The organism is Streptomyces sp. NPDC050418 (assembly GCF_044458745.1).
GTDB lineage: Bacteria > Actinomycetota > Actinomycetes > Streptomycetales > Streptomycetaceae > Streptomyces.
Genome location: NZ_JBITIG010000007.1, coordinates 485468 through 504468 on the forward strand (window position 1 = coordinate 485468; position 19001 = coordinate 504468).

Here is a 19001-nt window from a genome sequence, read left to right on the forward strand (position 1 = left end):
TCGTCTCTGCGGACTGACTGCCTACTGCCTCAGGGGAGTCCTGTCGGGACTCTCACCCCACCCAACGGATCCTACGGGGCTTGCATTCCCGTCCGGACCGCGTCCGTGGTGTGTTCCTGGGCAGGCAGCCCGTCAGTTGCGAGGGTAGGCGGTTTCGAGGAGCACCTTGCCGCGCGCGGTGGACTGGTCCTGCTTGAGGCAGGAGGCGTCCACGACATAGGCGGAGACCTGGCCCGGCTCCGAGGCATGCGGCATCACCACGAGGAAGGCCTGCGTCCCCTTGTAGGTGCCGTTCTCACCGGCGAGCGGCGGTTCATCGCGGTCGATGCCTCGCGCGATGCACTCCGGAATCGACGGAACGTCCTTGATCCGGGGTGACGTGGAGTTCGATTCCACCGAGGGCGAGCCGTCCTCCGGCGGGATCTGGCCCGGCGGGGACTCGCCGCCGCTGGAGGTCCGCGCGTGCAGCAGTGTGGCGACCCGCTCCTCCAGCGGGTCGCCGGAGAACTTCTCGGCGGCCTGCGTCGTCGGCCCCTCACCGTTCTCCGGGAGCAGGACGAGCGTCCCCAGGCCGACGACCGCAACCGCCGCGAGGGCGCCGAGCGTCACGGCGGCCACCCGACGGCGCCTGCGCGGAGCACCACCCCGGCCTGGCCCGGTGGCCCCGCGCGGGTGCCCCGCGGGCCGCTGGATTCCTACGATGGCCGCCTCGCCCGCCGATGTTTCACGTGAAACATCGGCCTGTGAAACCGCGCCCTGTGAAACCGCGCCCTGTGAAACGTCGGGCCGTGAAGCGTCCCCCTGTGAAACCGCACTCACCGTTTCACGTGAAACATCGAGCGGAGGCACCTCGGCTGCGAGCGCCGCATCGATCCGCGCCGCCACCTCGTCCGGCATCCGCGCCTCGACGGGAAGCGAGCCGAGCAGTCCCTGGAGCTCCTCCAGCGAGGCCTGGACGTCGGCGCACTCGGCGCAGCCGTCCAGATGCCGCCGTACGGCAGCTGTGCGCGAGGGCGTGAGGAGCCCTTCCGCGAGATCGGAGAGCTCCGAGACTTCCGGGTGCTCGGCTGTGTCCGCCGTGCCGGTCGTGGATGTCACGCTCGCCCACCTCCGCCCTTCACGGCTGCCGAATCGTCCGTTCCCGTATCCCGTGCTTCTGCTGCCGGTGGGACGGATGTCCCCTCGGTCCGGTTCCGTCCGGACCCCGGCCTCTCCGTGATTCTTTCGCCGCTGTCTCTCGCCGCACCGGCGTTCTTGCCGCCCGCGTCTTTGCTGCCGTTCGCCCGGAGATGGCCGAGGAGCGGCAGCAGACGGGCGCGGCCACGGGCGCAGCGGCTCTTCACCGTGCCGGTGGGGACGTCGAGGATGCGCGCGGCCTCCGCGACGGGGTAGCCCTGCATATCCACCAGGACGAGCGCCGCACGCTGTTCGGCGGGCAGGGTGCCGAGGGCAGCGACCAGCTCACGGTGCAGATCCTGGCGCTCGGCGGGCGCCTCGGCCGACTCGTGGGGTTCGAGGAGCTGCTCGAACCGCTCGGTGTCGTCCATGGGCGAGGTCTTGCGGGACGCGGCCTTACGGGCGCGGTCCAGGCAGGCGTTCACGGTGATGCGGTGCAGCCAGGTGGTGACCGCCGACTGGCCGCGGAAGGTGTGGGCGGCGCGGTAGGCGGAGACGAGCGCGTCCTGGACGGCGTCCGCGGCCTCCTCGCGGTCCCCCAGCGTGCGCAGGGCCACGGCCCACAGCCGGTCCCGGTGCCGCGCGACGATCTCACCGAACGCCTCGGTGTCGCCGGCGACATGGCGGGCCAGGAGGTCCTGGTCGCTCATCTCGCCGTGCACGTGGCCGTTGTCGCCCACGTGGAACCCCCTCCCCCCGGAGTGCCTCAGCCGCTGAACTTCACGTCCGTGATGCCCTGCTTGTAGCCCGCCGTGCTGTATCCGTCCCCGCCGGCGTGCGGCAGCGCGGTCAGCCAGACGACCACGTACCGCGTCTTCACCGGCTCCTTCGCCGTCACCTTCGCCGAGGTCTCGTGCGTCCGGGTCTCGGAGCCGATCCGTTTCAGACCGTTCACCGTGCCCGGAGTGAGCGAGTCGGCCGCGTACAGCGAGAGCGTGGTGTGGTCACCGCCGTAGCGGAGCTTTATCGAGGCGGTCGAGACGGACTGCTCAGAGCCGAGGTCGTACACGATCCCGACCCCCGGCTTTATCTTCATCTCCGGTCCGTCGATGAAGGACTTGGTCCGCCAGTACGAGGAGCCGTCGCCGTCGTACGTCTTGCCGACCTCGCCGGGCGCCTGCGGGGTACCCGAGACGGAGAGCTCCGCGGCGTCCTTGATGCTCAGCGGCTTCGGCGCACCCTGCTTGCCCTCGCCGCGCTGCTCGGTCTGCTCGCTCGTGCCCGGGTCGCCCGAGCCGCCGCGCTCCATCAGGGCGTCCGCGAGCTGCCAGCTGCCGAGGCCCAGGGCCGCGATGAGGAGCGCGGAGACGCCCCACTTCAGGGCCTTGCCCGTACGGCTCTGCAGCGGCGCGGGCGGAGTCGGCACCGGCTGGGTGACGCCGGGCTGAGCGGTGCGGCCGTAGGTGCCCTTCTGGTACGTCGTGCGCTGGTACTCGGGCGCGGCGGTGAACGCGGGCTCCGGCGGCTTGATCCGCGGCAGCTCGGTGACCGCCTTGGCCAGCTCCTCCGGCGTCGTGCACGGCTGCTCCAGACGCGATGCCGTGGCGCCGTCGTTCACCAGCGCGCGCATCGCGAGGTCCGACAGACCGCGGTGGACGCCCGCACGGACCTGGTCCGGGGAAATCCTCCCCGCGCCCTTCGGCAGCCCGCTCAGCCCGTACGCGTCGACCTCGTAGGGCCAGCGCTGCGTCAGGGAGGCGTAGAGGAGCGCGCCGATCGCCTCGGTGTCGTCGCGCTGGGGGGTGTCGGACTTGATGCCGCGCAGGGCGGCGTTCACCGCGAGGCCGCGGATCCGGTACTGGCCCGTGGAGCTGCGCAGCACCGCGCTCGGCGTCAGCCGCAGATGCGCGAGCCCTTCGCGGTGCGCGGCCGCCATGGCCTGGGAGAGCTGGCTGACGAGCTGGTAGGCGTCATGCGGCTCCAGCGGCCCGGAGGCCAGCAGGGAGGTCAGCTCGGTGGCGTCGGGGAGCCACTCGTGGACCACGTACACCAGGTCGTTCTCCTCGACGGCGTCGAGGACCTGGACGAAGCGCGGGTCGCCGAGCAGCGCCGAGGACCGTGCCGCGGAGAGCACGGAGCGGGCGCGGGGATGGTCGGCCGGGAGGAGATGGACGCCGACCGCCCGGCGCAGCTTCTCGTCGACGGCGCGCCAACTGCTGAATCCGTCCAGACGAGTGACACATTCCTCGAGCCGATAGCGTCTGGCGAGCTTGTGTCCGCTGTGCAGTTCGGGGGTGCGGACCTGCGGCGGTGCCGCCTCGTCCGTCTCGGTGGCCCCCTCGTCGGCAGCCGTCTGCTGGTTGTTCTCCGCCTCGTCGGCCGTGGCCTGCTCCGTCTGTGCGGTCAGCGGCTCTTCCCCGCCGCCTGCTGCCACGTCGACGGCAGCCGTGCTCCGTTCCGCCACCGTCGTTCCTGCCTCCCCATCCGTTGCACGCTGTCCGACGTCAAGCCCAATTGTGCCCACACTCCGGTGCTATGCACGACACGCGGGCACCGCCGAGGGTTGCCCTTCAGCGATCAGGTTCACCGAGTGTTCAGCGACCGAGACGGCCACGGACCATTCCGACCATCGCGTTCATCTCCTCGATCCGCATCCGGCGCGCGGCGACGAAGAACACTCCGAGCAGTACGGCGAAGCCGACGACCAGTGCGGTGAGCGAGCCGAGGGCGCCATTGCCCAGGGCCTGCATGATCGCGTACCCAGCCGCGCCGCCGAGAATCGCGGCGGGTACGGATGCGATGCCGAGCCGGGCGTACGTGCGCAGCACATGCGCTCCGTCGAGGTCCCCGCCGAGCTTCACCCGCAGCCGCTTCCAGGCCACGCCCACGCCGATCGCGTACGCGATGCCGTACGAGGCTGCCATACCGGTGACCGCCCAGCGGTCGGGCAGCAGGAAGTAGCAGGCGGTCGAGGCCACCGCGTTGACGGCGGCCACGATCACGGTGTTGTAGAAGGGCGTCCGGGTGTCCTCGTACGCGTAGAAGGCGCGCAGGACGACGTACTGCACCGAGTACGGGATGAGGCCGAGGCCGAAGGCCATCAGCATGTAGCCCATGGAGGTCGCGGCGCCGCCGCCCGCCGAGCCGAACATCAGGGTGCACATGGGCACGCCGAGCGCGACGAAGGCGAAGGAGATCGGCACGATCGCGACGGCCGTGGTGCGCAGGCCCTGCGAGATGTCGTCGCGGACCGCGCCCGCGTCGTTCTCGTGGGCCGAGCGGGAGATCCGCGGCAGCAGCGCGGCCATCAGGGAGACCGTGATGATCGCCTGCGGCAGGCCCCAGATCAGCTGGGCGTTGGCGTACGCGGCGAAACCGGTGCCGTCCTTGACGCTGCCGGAGGCGGTGGCGAGCTGCGTGACGACGATCGCGCCGGCCTGGTTGGCGAGCACGAACAGGAGCGTCCACTTCGCGAGCTTGGCGGCCTTGCCGAGCCCGTGGCCCTTCCAGTCGAAGCGCGGCCGTACCTTGAAGCCGGCCTCGCGCAGATACGGGATCATCGCGAGCGCCTGGACGACGAGGCCCAGGAGCACACCGACGCCGAGGAGGCGTACGGCCTCCGGCGGGATCGTGTCGACCGTCATCTCGCTGAACTCGGCGGTCCCGTAGACCCACAGGAACATGCCGAGCATGGCGATGATGATCACGTTGTTGAGGACCGGGGTCCACATCATCGCGCCGAAGCGGCCGCGCGCGTTGAGGATCTGGCCCATCACCACGTGGATGCCCATGAAGAAGATCGAGGGCAGGAAGAAGCGGAGCAGCGTGACGGCGACGTCGTTCGCGGCCGGGTTGTTCGCGACTTCCACCGACAGCGCGCGGATCAGCAGCGGCGCGGCGAACATGCCCGCCACGGTGAGGGCGGCGAGCGCGGCCATCACCAGGGTCAGGAGGCGGTTGGCGTACGCCTGGCCGCCGTCCTCGTCGTCCTTCATGGCCCGGACGAGCTGCGGTACGAAGACGGAGTTGAGGCCGCCGCCGACGGTGAGGATGTAGATCATCGTGGGCAGCTGGTACGCGACCTGGAAGGTGTCCGCGAGCAGACCGAGGCCGAGGGCCGAGGCGATCAGGATCGAGCGGACGAAGCCGGTGAGGCGCGAGACCAGGGTGCCCGCGGCCATCACCGCGCTGGACTTCAGCAGGCTGGAGGCCCGGCCGCCCTTGGCCGCCGCGGGGGCGGGCGCGGCGGGTGGCGGGGGTGAGGCCGGGGCGGGGATCAGCGGATCGGGGCCGGGGCGGCCGGGGACGCCGTGTACGTCGGGCTGCGGGGTGGCGTAGCCGTTCGGCTGCTCGCCGCCGGGGGCGCCTCCGTAGCCCTGGGGGCCCTGGCGGTGCGTGCCGTGGCCCGGGGTGCCGTACGCGCCATGCTGCTCGCCGTTCGGCCCGCTCGGCTGCTCCTGGTCGCGGTAGAGCCCGCCGCTCCCCTGCTGGTCCCGGTACAGGTGCGCGAAGGCGTCGGGCGCCGGTCGCTCCTCGCCCGCCTGCGTCACCAGATCGTCGACGCCCACGAACTGCGTCGTGCGCGCATCGTCCCCGTACGGGAACTGGCGGGACAGACCGTCCGGCTCGGGCGCCGGGGTCTGAGCCCAGTAGCGCGGGTCGGGCGCGTGCTGCGCGGCGGGCGGCTGGGCGTAGAGCTGCTGCGGGTCGGGGTACGTGCCGGGGGGCGGTGGCGGGTGTGCGGCGCGGTCGTAGAGCGCCTCGGTCACCGGGTCCTGCGCCGCGAGGTCCTGCGCGCGGTACGGGTCCTGGTCATAGGCGTCCTGGACGTACAGGTCCGGGGCCGGCTGCTGGAGGTCCGGGGTGGGCTGCCCGGGCGGGAGCTGCTGCCCGCCGGTCGGATCGCCGCCGCCCGCGCCCTGGCCGCGGTCACCGTCGTACGGCGCGTTCATGCTTACCCCACCTCATCGGTCCCACGGCCCACCGGCCACATCATCGCTCAACGGTCCACTCTCTCACCCGTCCCGGACGGGTCCGTGCTTTCCGCGGAGGTGTCCGGTGTCGGGTCACTCGGCTGCTCGGGTTCCGGGGCGGCCTCGGCGTCGGAGTCGCCGGAGTCGTCGGCGTCGGGATCATCGGTGTCCGGGCCGCCGCCGTCCGCCGGGCCGTCGGTGGGTCCGGCGGTGGGGCCGTCGGCCGGGCCGTCCCCGGTGCTGCCGCCGCCCTCCGCCGTACCGCCGTTCTGCTCCTCGGCCTTACGGGCGGCGATCTTCTTGCGGCGCTGGTACATGCGGAAGCCCGCCAGGACCAGGAGCAGGAAGCCACCGGCGATCACCGCGAGCACGGTCGGCGGCACCTCGGTGACCTTCACGCTGAACGGGATCGAGTCGCCGTACTGCCGTCCGTCCTGCGTCACGAGCCGGGCGACCACGTCGACCGGGCCGCTCGCGTTCGCCGAGGTGGAGAACTTGAAGGACTGCGCATGGCCGCCGGCGACCTCCACCTCCACCTCTGCGACCTTGCCTCCCTCGATCTGCAGACGCTTGGGCTGCGTCGAGATCAGCTGGAGCCGGAGGTTCTTCACGCCCTGGGCCAGGTTGTTCTGGACCGTCACGGGGATCGTCGCGCTGCGCCCGGAGAGCTTGGCCTCCGACTTGTCGATGAGGACGACCTGCTCGGTGAGCTCCTTGAGATAGTCGCCCACCCCGACGCGGTATTCGAGGGCCTCCTTGGGCATCCCGCGCCACGACGTCGACAGCGCGCGGTCGATGGACCGGCCGAAGGGGACGACGACGCGCTCGGGGCGGGTCAGGATGACCTTGAACTCGTCGAGGCGCTCCTGGATCTCCTTGATCTCCTTGAAGCCCGACTGCGGCATCTCCTGCTTGCGCAGCGACGCCGGGTACGCGCTCGCGGCGGGCACCTCGGTGGTGGCGCCGGCGTCCGGCTTCTCCTTCGCCGCGGTGATCAGGTTCGCGGCGCCGGACCAGGTGTCGGACTGCAGCGCCCGGATCGCCCTGGCCATCGTGCTGACCTGGGCGGCGGTGGGCATCCGCTGCGGGGCGACCACGAGGCTGCGCTGCTTCTCCGGGTCCTGCAGATTCACCATCAGGCTCTGCGCCAGGAACTCCTGGACGGCGAGCGTGGACCGCTCCGCGCTCGTCATGTCGCCCTGGAACGCCTTGGACAGCCGCGAGTCCGCGACCACCGCCGTCGTACCGTCCCCGATGGGGCGCGCGGCCGTGGGCGTGTACGGCAGATTGCCGGTCTCGCGGAAGCTGTCGCTGCGCGCGATCACATTGCTCGCGCCCGCCGACGTGGCGACATTGACGATCGACGGGTCCACGGCGCCCTCGGCCGGCCACGCGAAGTCGGTGTTCGGCGTGATGTGGAGGACCGTCTCGAGCGTCGCCACCGCCGCTTCGGTGGCGTCCTTGAGGTGACTGAGCGATCCCTGCGGGCCCTTCACGGCCGCGCCGCCATGCGCCATCGAGGCCAGATCTGGGTCGCCGAACGGCAGGACGACGACCTTCTCGTCCTTGACCGCCTTGGACAGCGAGTTCAGCCAGCTCCGGGCGATCTTCTGGTTGTCCTCGTCGCCCGCGACGACCTTCCCGTCCGGGCCCTCGACGTTGTACGGACGCGTCATCAGGTCCGCCGACGCCACGAGGTCCGGGTCGATCACCCACGTCACGGGCAGCGTGGTGCCCTCCGAGACCATCCGCTCCAGGCGGCCGCCCGGCGAGATCTCCTTGAGGAGGTCCTCGTCCTTGAATACGGGCGTCTGGTTCTCGTCCGAGTCGGAGCGGGCCGTCAGATGCGTACGGGCGATCAGCGGCCACATGTAGCTGTACTCGGTCCGCGTGTCCGCGGCCTCCGGCTGCCACGGCAGGAACGTGCGCTCGATGCCCAGGATCTGGTCGAACTGCTGGGTCTCGGTGCGGCCGGTCAGCGTCACGGCCAGCTGGTAGACACCGTCGCCGCCGAGCTCCAGATCCTTGACCGGGATGCTCAGCCGGAAGTCCTCGGTGACGCCGGGCGCGACCTTCTTGAACTCCTGCAGATACTCGTCGCCGCCGGCCGGTACGCCCTCGGTGCCCGTCACGGTGGCGCCCGCGTCGGCCGCCGCGTCGATCTGGGAGCGGCCGTTCAACGTGGGGCCCACCCGCAGCGCCATGGAGGCGTCGGTGACCGCCCGGGAGCTCTCGTTCCTGATCCGGCCCGAGATCGTCAGGGTGTCGCTCTCGGTGGGGATCTCCGGCAGGAAGGAGTTGATCGACACGGAGACGGTGCGAGGGCCCGTCGGCTCGGCCTTCGTACCTGCCTGACGCTCGGGCTGCGCGGACACGGCCGCACCCGCCGCCGGGGCGGCGAGCAGTCCGGCCAGCAAGGGAAGTCCCACCAGGGAGGCCGCTGTGCGCCGCAGCCACCGGCGGGCAGGTGAGGGACTCATCCCCTGGAAGTCTGCCGCCTCGGCCACGCGCTCGCCCGTCCCTCGTCGTCGTCAGTGGTAGTCAGTGGTCGTCCTACAGAGTCCTTTACGCCTCCGCATGGTAACGATGCGGACTGTGGCCGAGTGCCGGGGAGTGCGCCACATGATCGCCGTGCAGGTCACAGCGGCGCGGGCGGCGATGTTCCACGTGAAACATCGACGCCGGGCCGTCCGGCGCGGAAACAGGGAAGCCCGGGCCGTCGCGGCCACGTACCCTTTTCTGTTGTGCCGAACGCCAATGAAGACAACCTCAATGCCCTGAGCCAGGTGCAGCGCCGCGCGGTGAGTGAACTGCTGCGGGTGTCCCCTGTCGCCGACGATCTCGCCCGCCGCTTCCAGGAGGCCGGGTTCACCCTCGCCCTGGTCGGTGGCTCGGTGCGCGACGCGTTGCTCGGGCGGCTCGGCAACGACCTGGACTTCACGACCGACGCCCGCCCCCATGACGTACTCAAGATCGTCCGTCCCTGGGCCGACGCCGTCTGGGAGGTCGGGATCGCCTTCGGCACCGTCGGCTGCCAGAAGAAGGGGAAGGCCGGCGATGTCGAGCAGGACTTCCTGATCGAGATCACCACCTACCGCTCCGAGGCGTACGACCGGACCTCGCGCAAGCCCGAGGTCTCCTACGGCGACTCGATCGAGCAGGATCTCGTACGCCGCGACTTCACCGTCAACGCGATGGCGGTGGAGCTCCCCGCGAAGGAGTTCGTCGATCCGCACGGAGGGCTCGAAGACCTCGCCGCGCGTGTTCTGCGCACGCCCAGCACGCCTGAGGAGTCCTTCTCGGACGACCCGCTGCGGATGATGCGCGCCGCGCGCTTCGCCGCGCAGCTGGACTTCGAGGTGGCGCCCGAGGTCGTGGCCGCGATGACGGCGATGGCGGAGCGCATCGAGATCGTCTCGGCCGAGCGGGTACGGGACGAGCTGAACAAGCTGCTGCTGTCCGCGCACCCCCGCAAGGGCCTCACGCTGCTCGTCGAGACGGGCCTGGCCGCGCACGTGCTGCCGGAGCTGCCGGCGCTGCAGCTGGAGCGCGATGAGCACCACCGGCACAAGGACGTCTACGAGCACTCGTTGACGGTCCTCGAGCAGGCGATCGATCTCGAAGAGGACGGCCCCGACCTCACGCTGCGCCTTGCGGCGCTGCTGCATGACATCGGCAAGCCGAAGACGCGGCGCTTCGAGAGCGACGGCCGGGTCTCGTTCCACCACCACGAGGTGGTCGGCGCGAAGATGACGAAGAAGCGGATGCTCGCGTTGAAGTACTCCAACGAGCTGGTGAAGGACGTCACCCGGCTCGTGGAGCTGCATCTGCGCTTCCACGGCTACGGCACGGGCGAGTGGACGGATTCGGCGGTACGCCGCTACGTACGCGACGCCGGACCGCAGCTCTCGCGCCTGCACAAGCTGACCCGCTCGGACTGCACGACGCGCAACAAGCGGAAGGCCACGGCGCTCTCGCGGGCGTACGACGGTCTGGAGGAGCGGATCGCGCGGCTGCAGGAGCAGGAGGAGCTGGACTCGATCCGGCCGGACCTGGACGGCAACGAGATCCAGGACGTGCTTGGTGTCGGTCCGGGCCCGGTGATCGGGCAGGCGTACAAGTTCCTGCTGGAGCTGCGTCTGGAGAACGGGCCGATGGAGCGGGATGCGGCTGTGGCGGCGCTCAAGGAGTGGTGGGCCGCGCAGGACGCGTAAGGCGCAGGCTGACGGGAACGGGGTCATGTTTCACGTGAAACATGACCCCGTACCGCATGCCGAAGGGGCGATGTTTCACGTGAAACATCGCCCCTTCGTTGTACGTACGCCCAGTTGCTACTTCGTGATGGGCGTGAGGCAGAGCGAGAAGGAGTCGCCGTCACCGGACTCCGTGTACTGCGCCTGGCCCGGCTTGCAGGTACCGCCGGCGCCGTCATTCTTCTCGACGACCTTGTACTTGGCCTTGGAGTCGCCGCAGTCGACGACCTCGAGGTCCACGTTCGTCTTGCTGTCCTCGTTGGCGATGCTCATGCAGTCACCGACGGCCGCCGTGTTGGCGTCGTCGCGGCTGGCTATCCAGCCGCCGATGATGACCGCGGCACCGACGACGACGATCGCGATGTTCTTGTACTTCTTCCAGTTCGACCGCGCGGGCGCCGGCGGCGGAACCGGGGCGCCGCCCTGGTTCATGTACGGCGACTGCTGCTGGGGATCCCCCTGCGGAGCCTGGCCGTAAGGGTTCTGGCCCTGGGCGAACGGGTTCTGGCCCTGCGGCGGCGGAGTGGTCACGGGAGGGTCCCCCTCGAACGAATGCCTTGTGGCGTGGAATTGACTCCGGTGACGCTATCCGGAACCTGTGATGTCTCTGTAGTCCAGAGAGACTTCGTGGCACTGATGTGACACTTACTGCATCTCAGACCGGTACATAGCGGCAGTAGTCGCCCCGTAGAGCAACGCCACTGTGATGACCAAGGGGACGGACTTGCCGTCCGGCGGCAGCACCAGCGCCGCGACGCCCGCCGCGCCGACGAACGCGACATTGAACAGCACGTCGTACACCGAGAAGATCCGGCCACGGTAGGCGTCCGCCACCTCGGCCTGGACCGTCGTGTCCGTGGCGATCTTCGCGCCCTGAGTGACGAGACCGAGGACGAAGGCGGCGATCAGTATCGGCACGGGCGCGAAGGGCAGCCCAAGTGCCGGTTCCAGCACGGCCGCCGCCCCCGCGCACACTGCGATCCAGCCGGCCGCACCGAACCGCCCCACCGCCCACGGCGTCACCACCGCCGCGGCGAAGAACCCCGCCCCGGACACGAGGACGGCGACCCCGAGCAGCGCGAGCCCTTCGGACTCGCTGGACGTCCACGCGTACCGGCAGAGCATCAGGACCATCACCGAGAGCGCCCCGTAGCAGAAGCGCATCGCCGTCATCGCCGCCAACGCCCGTGCCGCGGGCCGTCGTTCGGGCGCGAGGAGGTGGCGTACGCCGTCCCGGAGGCCGCGCGCGGTGGAGGCGACGGCGGCTCCGAGGCGGGGCTGTACGAGCGCGGGGTCGGGGCCGAGGAGGTCGCGGGTGAACCGTACGGCCACGAGTGCGGAGCAGAGATAGAGGAGCGCGCCGAGCAGCACCACCGCCGCATCCGAGTCCGCGACGAGCAGCCGGACCACGAAGGCAAGGCCGCCGCCCGCCGTGGCCGCGAGCGTCCCTGCCGTAGGAGAAAGGGAGTTGGCAACGACGAGGCGCTCGCCGTCGACGACGCGCGGCAGGGCGGCCGAGAGACCGGCCAGGACGAAGCGGTTGACGGCGGTGACGCAGAGGGCCGAGGCGTAGAAGAGCCAGTCGGGGACGCTCAGCAGGATCAGCACGCCCGTCACACAGGCGAGGACGGCCCGCAGCAGGTTCCCGTAGACGAAGACCTGCCGGCGCGGCCAGCGGTCGAGCAGGACGCCGGCGAACGGGCCGATGAAGGAGTACGGCAGCAGCAGCACCGCCATCGCGGAGGCGATGGCCGCGGCCGAGGTCTGCTTCTCCGGCGAGAAGACCACGTACGTGGCGAGCGCGACCTGGTAGACGCCGTCGGCGCCCTGGGAGAGCAGTCGTACGGCGAGCAGGCGGCGGAAGTCCCGGAAGCGGAGCAACATGCGCAGGTCACGTACGACAGGCATGAGGCAAAGCCTCACACAACGCGAAGGCCCCCGGGGGGATTTCCCGGGGGCCAGGCGATCAAGCGGGTGGACGTTTCACGTGAAACGTCCGGGGAGGCGCGGTGATCAGCGCTCGACCTCGCCCTTGATGAACTTCTCGACGTTCGCGAAGGCCTCGTCGTCGAAGTACTGCACCGGCGGGGACTTCATGAAGTACGAGGAGGCCGAGAGGATCGGGCCACCGATGCCCCGGTCCTTGGCGATCTTCGCGGCGCGCAGGGCGTCGATGATGACACCGGCCGAGTTCGGGGAGTCCCAGACCTCGAGCTTGTACTCCAGGTTCAGCGGGACGTCGCCGAACGCGCGGCCCTCGAGGCGGACGTACGCCCACTTGCGGTCGTCGAGCCACGCGACGTAGTCCGACGGGCCGATGTGCACGTTCTTCTCGCCGAGCTCACGGTCGGGGATCTGCGAGGTGACGGCCTGGGTCTTCGAGATCTTCTTCGACTCGAGGCGGTCGCGCTCGAGCATGTTCTTGAAGTCCATGTTGCCGCCGACGTTGAGCTGCATGGTGCGCTCAAGACGGACACCGCGGTCCTCGAAGAGCTTCGCCATCACACGGTGCGTGATGGTGGCGCCCACCTGGGACTTGATGTCGTCACCGACGATCGGCACGCCGGCCTCGGTGAACTTGTCCGCCCACTCCTTCGTACCGGCGATGAAGACCGGCAGCGCGTTGACGAAGGCGACCTTGGCGTCGATGGCGCACTGCGCGTAGAACTTCGCCGCGTCCTCGGAGCCGACGGGCAGGTAGCAGACGAGAACGTCGACCTGGCGGTCCTTGAGGATCTGGACGACGTCGACCGGGGCCTCGGCGGACTCCTCGATGGTCTGGCGGTAGTACTTGCCGAGACCGTCGTACGTGTGGCCACGCTGGACCTGGACGCCGCTGTTCGGGACGTCGCAGATCTTGATGGTGTTGTTCTCGCTCGCGCCGATGGCGTCCGAGAGGTCGAGGCCGACCTTCTTGGCGTCCACGTCGAACGCCGCGACGAACTCCACGTCACCGACGTGGTAGTCGCCGAACTGCACGTGCATCAGACCGGGGACCTTGCTGTCCTTGTCGGCGTCCTTGTAGTACTCGACGCCCTGGACCAGCGAGGCGGCGCAGTTGCCCACGCCGACGATGGCTACGCGAACCGAACCCATTCCGGTTGCTCCCTGTGTAGTACGAGGTGTGGCCCACTCTCGGGCCTCACTTGGTGGTGTCGTCGGACGGATCCGGCCGGGTACTGCCCCCGTGCCGGGGCAGGCCGCCCGTTTCTCCTGATGTGTCCTGCTGAGCGTCGCTCCCGGGCCCGGACCTGCGGTCCCGCCCCGCTCGCTCGCTCTCGATGAGCTCGTTCAGCCAGCGCACTTCGCGCTCCACGGACTCCATGCCGTGCCGCTGCAGCTCAAGGGTGTAGTCGTCCAGGCGCTCGCGGGTGCGGGCGAACGAGGCGCGCATCTTCTCCAGGCGCTCCTCGAGCCGGCTGCGGCGCCCTTCCAGGACGCGCATGCGTACGTCCCGTTCCGTCTGTCCGAAGAAGGCGAAGCGGGCGGCGAAGGTCTCGTCTTCGTACGCGTCCGGGCCGGTCTGCGAGAGCAGTTCCTCGAAGCGCTCCTTGCCGTCCGCCGTGAGCCGGTAAACGATCTTGGCTCGGCGGCCGGTCAGGGACGCCGCGAGAGCATCCTCCGGCGTATTGCCCGGTTCCTCGATCAACCAGCCGTTGGCGACCAGCGTCTTGAGGCAGGGGTAGAGCGTCCCGTAGCTGAAAGCGCGGAAAACCCCGAGTGAAGTGTTGAGTCGCTTGCGCAGCTCATAGCCGTGCATCGGGGATTCACGGAGCAGTCCGAGGATGGCGAACTCGAGGATGCCGGAGCGCCTGCTCATACCTCGCCACCTCCGTACATTCCGGGTCCCCACGGACTCTTTATGCCGTGCTGATGTATCGACTCGATACATCAGCACGATAGAACGGCCCCTCGGATGCGACAAGAGGGGGGTGGGTGAACGGCGTCACATCAGAGGACCGTTCACCGATTCACAGCAGGCAAGTTGCCTGATTTGGGGTGAACTTCAGTGCCTGGTGGGTTTTGACGGTGCGTAGTCTGTGCGCCATGCATTTCACCGAGAGCCACGAGACCTCTGGGGGTCGGGGGACGCCTGGGGGCGTCGTGGCACCGGTTGATGCTGTGCGGATGAGCCCGGGGAGGGGCGCGTCCGTACTTCGGGGGGACTGGAACTCACCTGCCGCCTTCAGGCGTGGCTCACCACGCCTGCCCGAGGAGTAGTCGTTCGATGAGCGAGCACCGTCGCAAGCCTCCGCAGTCGCACGGTGGTGGACGTGCTGCGGCACGGCGTGGCATGACAGGTTCGTCAGGCCGTCGAGCAGCGCCGCGGGGATCCTCCGGGTCCCCTTCCTCGTACGGGGCTTCGGCTTCGTCGGGTATGTCGGATACATCCGGTGCGGATGAACGCCCTTGGGGCGGACGCGCCGAGGCGCGACGTGCCGCACAGCGTTCCGTGGGCAGCGGTGGCGGCGGAAGCCGGCGCAGGCCGCCCGAGGGCGGTGGCCGGGGCGGTCACGGCGGCGGCGGAGGGGGCCGTCGCGGCATGTCCGGTGACTCCGGCGGCCCGGGGCGCGGCCGCGGCCGCTACGAGCCCCGCAAGAAGCGGTTGATCGACTATCCACGCTCGGACCGGGACGGCCTGCAGCGGTTCATCCCGTCCTGGAAACAGGTCACGGGCTGCTTCATCGCGTTCTTCGGGATGCTGGTCGCGGTGGCGGGGATCGCCTACGCGATGGTGGAGATCCCGTCGGTCGACAAGATCAAGGGCAACGAGAGCAACGTCTTCTACTGGGCCGACGGCAAGACGCAGATGGCGTCCACCGGCGGCAAGGAGAACCGCCAGATCGTCGGCATCGACAAGATTCCCGGGCACATGCAGGACGCCGTGATCGCGGCAGAGAACGCCAGCTTTGAAGAAGACAGCGGTGTGGATCCGGCGGGTATCGCGCGTGCGGCGTTCAACATGGCCACCGGTGGTGAGACCCAGGGCGGTTCGACCATCACCCAGCAGTACGTGAAGAACACCTACCTGGACCAGAGCCAGACGCTCTCACGCAAGGCCAAGGAGCTCTTCATCTCCATAAAGGTCGGCTCGAAGATGTCCAAGGACGACATCCTGGCCGGCTATCTCAACGCGGCGTGCTACGGGCGCAACGCCTGCGGCATCCAGGCCGCCTCGCAGGCCTACTTCGGCGTGAACGCCCTCGATCTGAACCTTGCGCAGAGCGCGTTCCTCTCCTCGGTCCTCAAGGGCCCGAACCTGTACAACCCCGACGGCGGCGTGGGGGCGAATGCGGCCCCGAACCTCAACCGCGATCGGGTGGAGAAGCGCTGGAACTGGACCCTCGACCGGATGGTGGAAGTCGGGAGGCTGAGCCAGAAGGACAGGGACGCCGTCGACGAGTTCCCGAAGCTCATCGACCGGACCTCGACCTTCGCAGGCCAGACCGGCTATCTCGTCGACATCGCGAAGGCGGAAGCCGCGAAGAAGATGGACATCTCGCCCGAGGAGCTCGACAAGGGCGGCTACAAGATCTACACGACCTTCGACCAGAAGAACGTCAAGGCCCTGGAGAAGGCGGTCGCCAAGACCCGCAAGGAACAGGGCAAGCGGATGGACAAGCTGGTCCAGTTCGGCGGCTCGTCCATCGACCCGCGGAGCGGGCAGATCAAGGCCGTGTACGGCGGTGCCGGATACGACAAGGGCTACTACGTCAACAACGCGCGCACCACGGGTGTGCCGGTGGGGTCGACGTGGAAGCCGTTCGTGCTGGCGTCGGCCATGCAGGAGGGGACGTACAAGACCAACGGCGAGGGCATCTCGCCGATGAGTCTGTACAACGGCGATGACAACAGCGTCATCTACGACCAGGCCGGCGACCCGATCAAGGACGCCAAGGGCAGGCCGTTCCGCCAGCAGAACGAAGAAGACAACGTGAAGTACGGCGACATCACGTTGAAGTTCGCGATGGAGAAATCCATCAATGTGCCGTTCGCGCAGCTCGGCTGGGACGTCGGGCTCAAGCAGACCCAGGAGACGGCCAAGGACCTCGGCATCCCGGAGAGCAGCTTCGACAAGGGCAACCTGACCAACGTGTCGTTCTCACTGGGAACGTCCACGCCGGACGCCGTCGCCCTGTCGAGCGCGTACGCGACCTTCGCCGCCGCGGGTCAGCACTACGAGCCGTACTCCGTCACCAAGGTCGAGAAGGAGGGCAGGCTGCAGTCCGGGTTCAAGAAGCCCACACCGTCCCAGGCCCTCGAGCCGGACGTGGCCAACGGCATCAACGACGTCCTCAAGAACGTGGTCCAGAAGGGCACGGCCAAGCGCATCGCCGACATCGGCTTCCCGGCCGCGGGAAAGACCGGTACCACCGACGACAACCTCTCGGCCTGGTACGCCGGTTACACGCCCGAACTGTCCACGGCCATCGGTGTGTTCCGCTCCGACCCGGAGAAGGGCAAGCTCCTGCGCATCACCGGCGACGCCGGTGACTCGATCCATGGTGGTGAGGTCCCCGCGCAGGTCTGGAAGGACTACATGCTCGCGGCCACGAAGGGCGAGGAGCACAGCGACTTCGAGCCCGCCACCGACATCGGTGAGATCGTCGGCAAGCCCAGTCCCTCCCCGACCCCGACGCCCAGCGACGACGTCGACCCCGACCCGAAGCCGTCACACGGCAGGCCCGAGCCGACCGATCCGGTCGAGCCGTCCCCGTCCTGTGCCGACTGGGACCTGATCTGCCAGTCCGGCGGGAACAACAACGGCGGTACGGACACGGGCGGTGCCGACACCGGTGGTACCGACAGTGGAGGGACCACCGGCGGCGAATCCTCACCACCGCCCACCGACACCACCACCGGTGGTAACGGCAACGGTGGCGGTAATGGCAACGGCTGGTTCGGAGGAACCGGGTAGGACACGCAGGCCGGTGTGTTTCACGTGAAACACACCAAGGCTGCCCGTTTCACGTGAAACATCGGGCCGCCGCACCTCAGGGTGCGGCGGCCCTCGCCGTATCCACGGCGCCGTACGGCAGGATGAACTCCATGACTTTCCCGCGCACCAGCACGCGTCCGGACCCCCGTGAGGAGCCCGTGGCGCCGACGCGGCAGGACGAGGTCGCCGCAGCCGGCAGCGAGCTGATCGGCGGTCCGCTGGGCCGCAAAGCGCTGCTCGGGGCCCACTGGTGGACCCCCGTGCGCGTCATCGCGCTGATCGCGGTCGGGATGTTCGCGCTCGGCATGGTGCAGAAGCTGCCCTGCTACAGCGGCGGTTGGTTCTTCGGCGCGGGCGCGCAGTACACGCACGCCTGCTACTCGGACATCCCGCATCTTTTCCAGGGGCGCGGGTTCGCCGTGGATCTGGTGCCGTACTTCGACAAGATCCCGAGCGGTATCTCCGGCGGTATGGAGTACCTCGAATACCCCGTTCTCACGGGCGTGTTCATGGAGGTCGCCTCCTGGATCACCGGGATCCCCACCGGCGCCGAGGACTCCCTGCAGTACCGCGAGCAGGTCTACTGGCTCGTCAACGCCGGCATGCTGATGGTCTGCGCGGTCGTCATCGCCGTCTGTGTCGCCCGTACGCACCGCCGCAGGCCCTGGGACGGCCTCCTTGTCGCGCTGGCTCCCGCGGGCATGCTGACCGCGACCATCAACTGGGACCTGCTCGCCATCGCCCTGACCGCCGCCGCGATGCTGATGTGGTCGCGTTCGCGGCCGCTGGCGTTCGGCGTCCTGATCGGTCTGGCGACGGCCGCCAAGCTCTACCCCGTCTTCCTCCTCGGACCGCTGTTCCTGCTGTGCTGGCGGGCGGGCCGCTGGCGGGAGTTCGGCGTCGCGTTCACGGGCGCCGCGGGCGCCTGGCTGGCGGTGAACCTGCCGGTGATGATCGGCGCGTTCGACGGCTGGGCGAAGTTCTACACGTTCAGCCAGGAGCGCGGTACGGACTTCGGTTCGTTCTGGCTGATCCAGCAGCAGCGGATGACGACCCCGCTCAGCACCGAGACCGTCAACACCCTGGCCACGCTGCTGATGCTGGCCTCGTGCGGTCTGATCGCCGCGCTCACGATGACCGCGCCGCGCAGGCCGCGCTTCGCGCAGCTGGCGTTCCTCGTCGTGGCGGCGTTCATCCTCACCAACAAGGTCTACTCGCCGCAGTACGTGCTGTGGCTGATCCCGCTCGCCGCACTGGCCCGGCCCCGCTGGCGGGACTTCCTGATCTGGCAGGCCTGCGAGGTCATGTACTTCTTCGGGATCTGGATGTACCTCGCGTACACGACCAGCGGCGACAAGCACCAGGGGCTGCCGGAGGAGGGCTACCAGCTGGCCATCCTGCTGCACCTCCTCGGCACGCTCTACCTGTGCGCCGTGATCGTCCGCGACATCCTGATGCCCGAGCGCGATCCCGTCCGCAGGGACGGCTCGGACGATCCGTCGGGCGGCATCCTGGACCGGGCCATGGACGTCTTCACGTTCGGCCGCGCCGCCCACCCGCCGAAGCACGCCTCACATGGAGCCGACGGCACGTACGTGCGGTGGGGCGCGGCGGAGGAGAAGCGGCCGCTCGGCGGCCCGGCCCCCGAGAGTTCGCCCTGAGCGAACGGGAGTTGCTGCGCGTACGCCGAAGGGGCGGCCCCAACCGAGGTTGCGGGCC

12 protein-coding genes are annotated in these 19001 nt (G+C 69.3%); 3 read left to right on the forward strand and 9 right to left on the reverse strand.

Annotation, left to right across the window (positions count from 1 at the left end):
- Positions 1 to 132 precede the first annotated feature (132 nt).
- The 5 genes from ACIBI4_RS20000 to ACIBI4_RS20020 form a co-directional block, all read right to left on the reverse strand.
- Positions 133 to 1098, reverse strand: coding sequence for an anti-sigma factor family protein (locus tag ACIBI4_RS20000; protein WP_399205244.1), 966 nt, complete (start codon positions 1096 to 1098; stop codon positions 133 to 135).
- Complete coding sequence (gene sigM / locus ACIBI4_RS20005; RefSeq protein WP_399205310.1) at positions 1095 to 1826, reverse strand: RNA polymerase sigma factor SigM; 732 nt, start codon at positions 1824 to 1826, stop codon at positions 1095 to 1097. The genes ACIBI4_RS20000 and sigM overlap by 4 nt, the downstream gene beginning before the upstream one ends.
- A gap of 56 nt (positions 1827 to 1882) precedes the next feature.
- A complete protein-coding gene (locus ACIBI4_RS20010; protein WP_399205245.1) occupies positions 1883 to 3580 on the reverse strand; it encodes a protein kinase family protein in 1698 nt (565 codons plus the stop codon).
- 130 nt (positions 3581 to 3710) lie between these two features.
- A complete protein-coding gene (gene murJ, locus ACIBI4_RS20015) occupies positions 3711 to 6068 on the reverse strand; it encodes a murein biosynthesis integral membrane protein MurJ (protein ID WP_399205246.1) in 2358 nt (785 codons plus the stop codon).
- A gap of 47 nt (positions 6069 to 6115) precedes the next feature.
- The gene (locus ACIBI4_RS20020; protein ID WP_399205247.1) at positions 6116 to 8569 is read right to left on the reverse strand and encodes a DUF6049 family protein; all 2454 of its coding nucleotides are present in this window, start codon (positions 8567 to 8569) and stop codon (positions 6116 to 6118) included.
- Between the two features lie 264 nt (positions 8570 to 8833).
- Between ACIBI4_RS20020 and ACIBI4_RS20025 the strand changes: the two genes are divergently transcribed.
- A complete protein-coding gene (locus tag ACIBI4_RS20025; RefSeq protein WP_399205248.1) occupies positions 8834 to 10303 on the forward strand; it encodes a CCA tRNA nucleotidyltransferase in 1470 nt (489 codons plus the stop codon).
- Between the two features lie 117 nt (positions 10304 to 10420).
- On the opposite strand, the gene ACIBI4_RS20030 is transcribed toward ACIBI4_RS20025, so the two are convergent.
- The 4 genes from ACIBI4_RS20030 to ACIBI4_RS20045 form a co-directional block, all read right to left on the reverse strand.
- Complete coding sequence (locus ACIBI4_RS20030; RefSeq protein WP_399205249.1) at positions 10421 to 10873, reverse strand: hypothetical protein; 453 nt, start codon at positions 10871 to 10873, stop codon at positions 10421 to 10423.
- A gap of 114 nt (positions 10874 to 10987) precedes the next feature.
- Positions 10988 to 12250 carry an MFS transporter gene (locus tag ACIBI4_RS20035; protein WP_399205250.1) on the reverse strand — a complete coding sequence of 421 codons (1263 nt, stop codon included), beginning with the start codon at positions 12248 to 12250 and terminating at the stop codon, positions 10988 to 10990.
- Positions 12251 to 12355: 105 nt separating this feature from the next.
- Positions 12356 to 13438: an inositol-3-phosphate synthase gene (locus tag ACIBI4_RS20040; protein ID WP_399205251.1), complete on the reverse strand. Its 1083-nt coding sequence runs from the start codon at positions 13436 to 13438 to the stop codon at positions 12356 to 12358.
- Between the two features lie 46 nt (positions 13439 to 13484).
- A complete protein-coding gene (locus ACIBI4_RS20045) occupies positions 13485 to 14162 on the reverse strand; it encodes a helix-turn-helix transcriptional regulator (protein WP_399205252.1) in 678 nt (225 codons plus the stop codon).
- 408 nt (positions 14163 to 14570) lie between these two features.
- Here ACIBI4_RS20045 and ACIBI4_RS20050 point away from each other — a divergent pair, with 408 nt between their 5' ends.
- Positions 14571 to 17261 (forward strand): transglycosylase domain-containing protein, encoded by a 2691-nt coding sequence (locus ACIBI4_RS20050; protein ID WP_399205253.1) that lies wholly within the window; start codon positions 14571 to 14573, stop codon positions 17259 to 17261.
- Positions 17262 to 17392: 131 nt separating this feature from the next.
- Complete coding sequence (locus ACIBI4_RS20055) at positions 17393 to 18943, forward strand: glycosyltransferase family 87 protein (protein WP_399205254.1); 1551 nt, start codon at positions 17393 to 17395, stop codon at positions 18941 to 18943.
- The last annotated feature ends 58 nt before the right edge of the window (positions 18944 to 19001 follow it).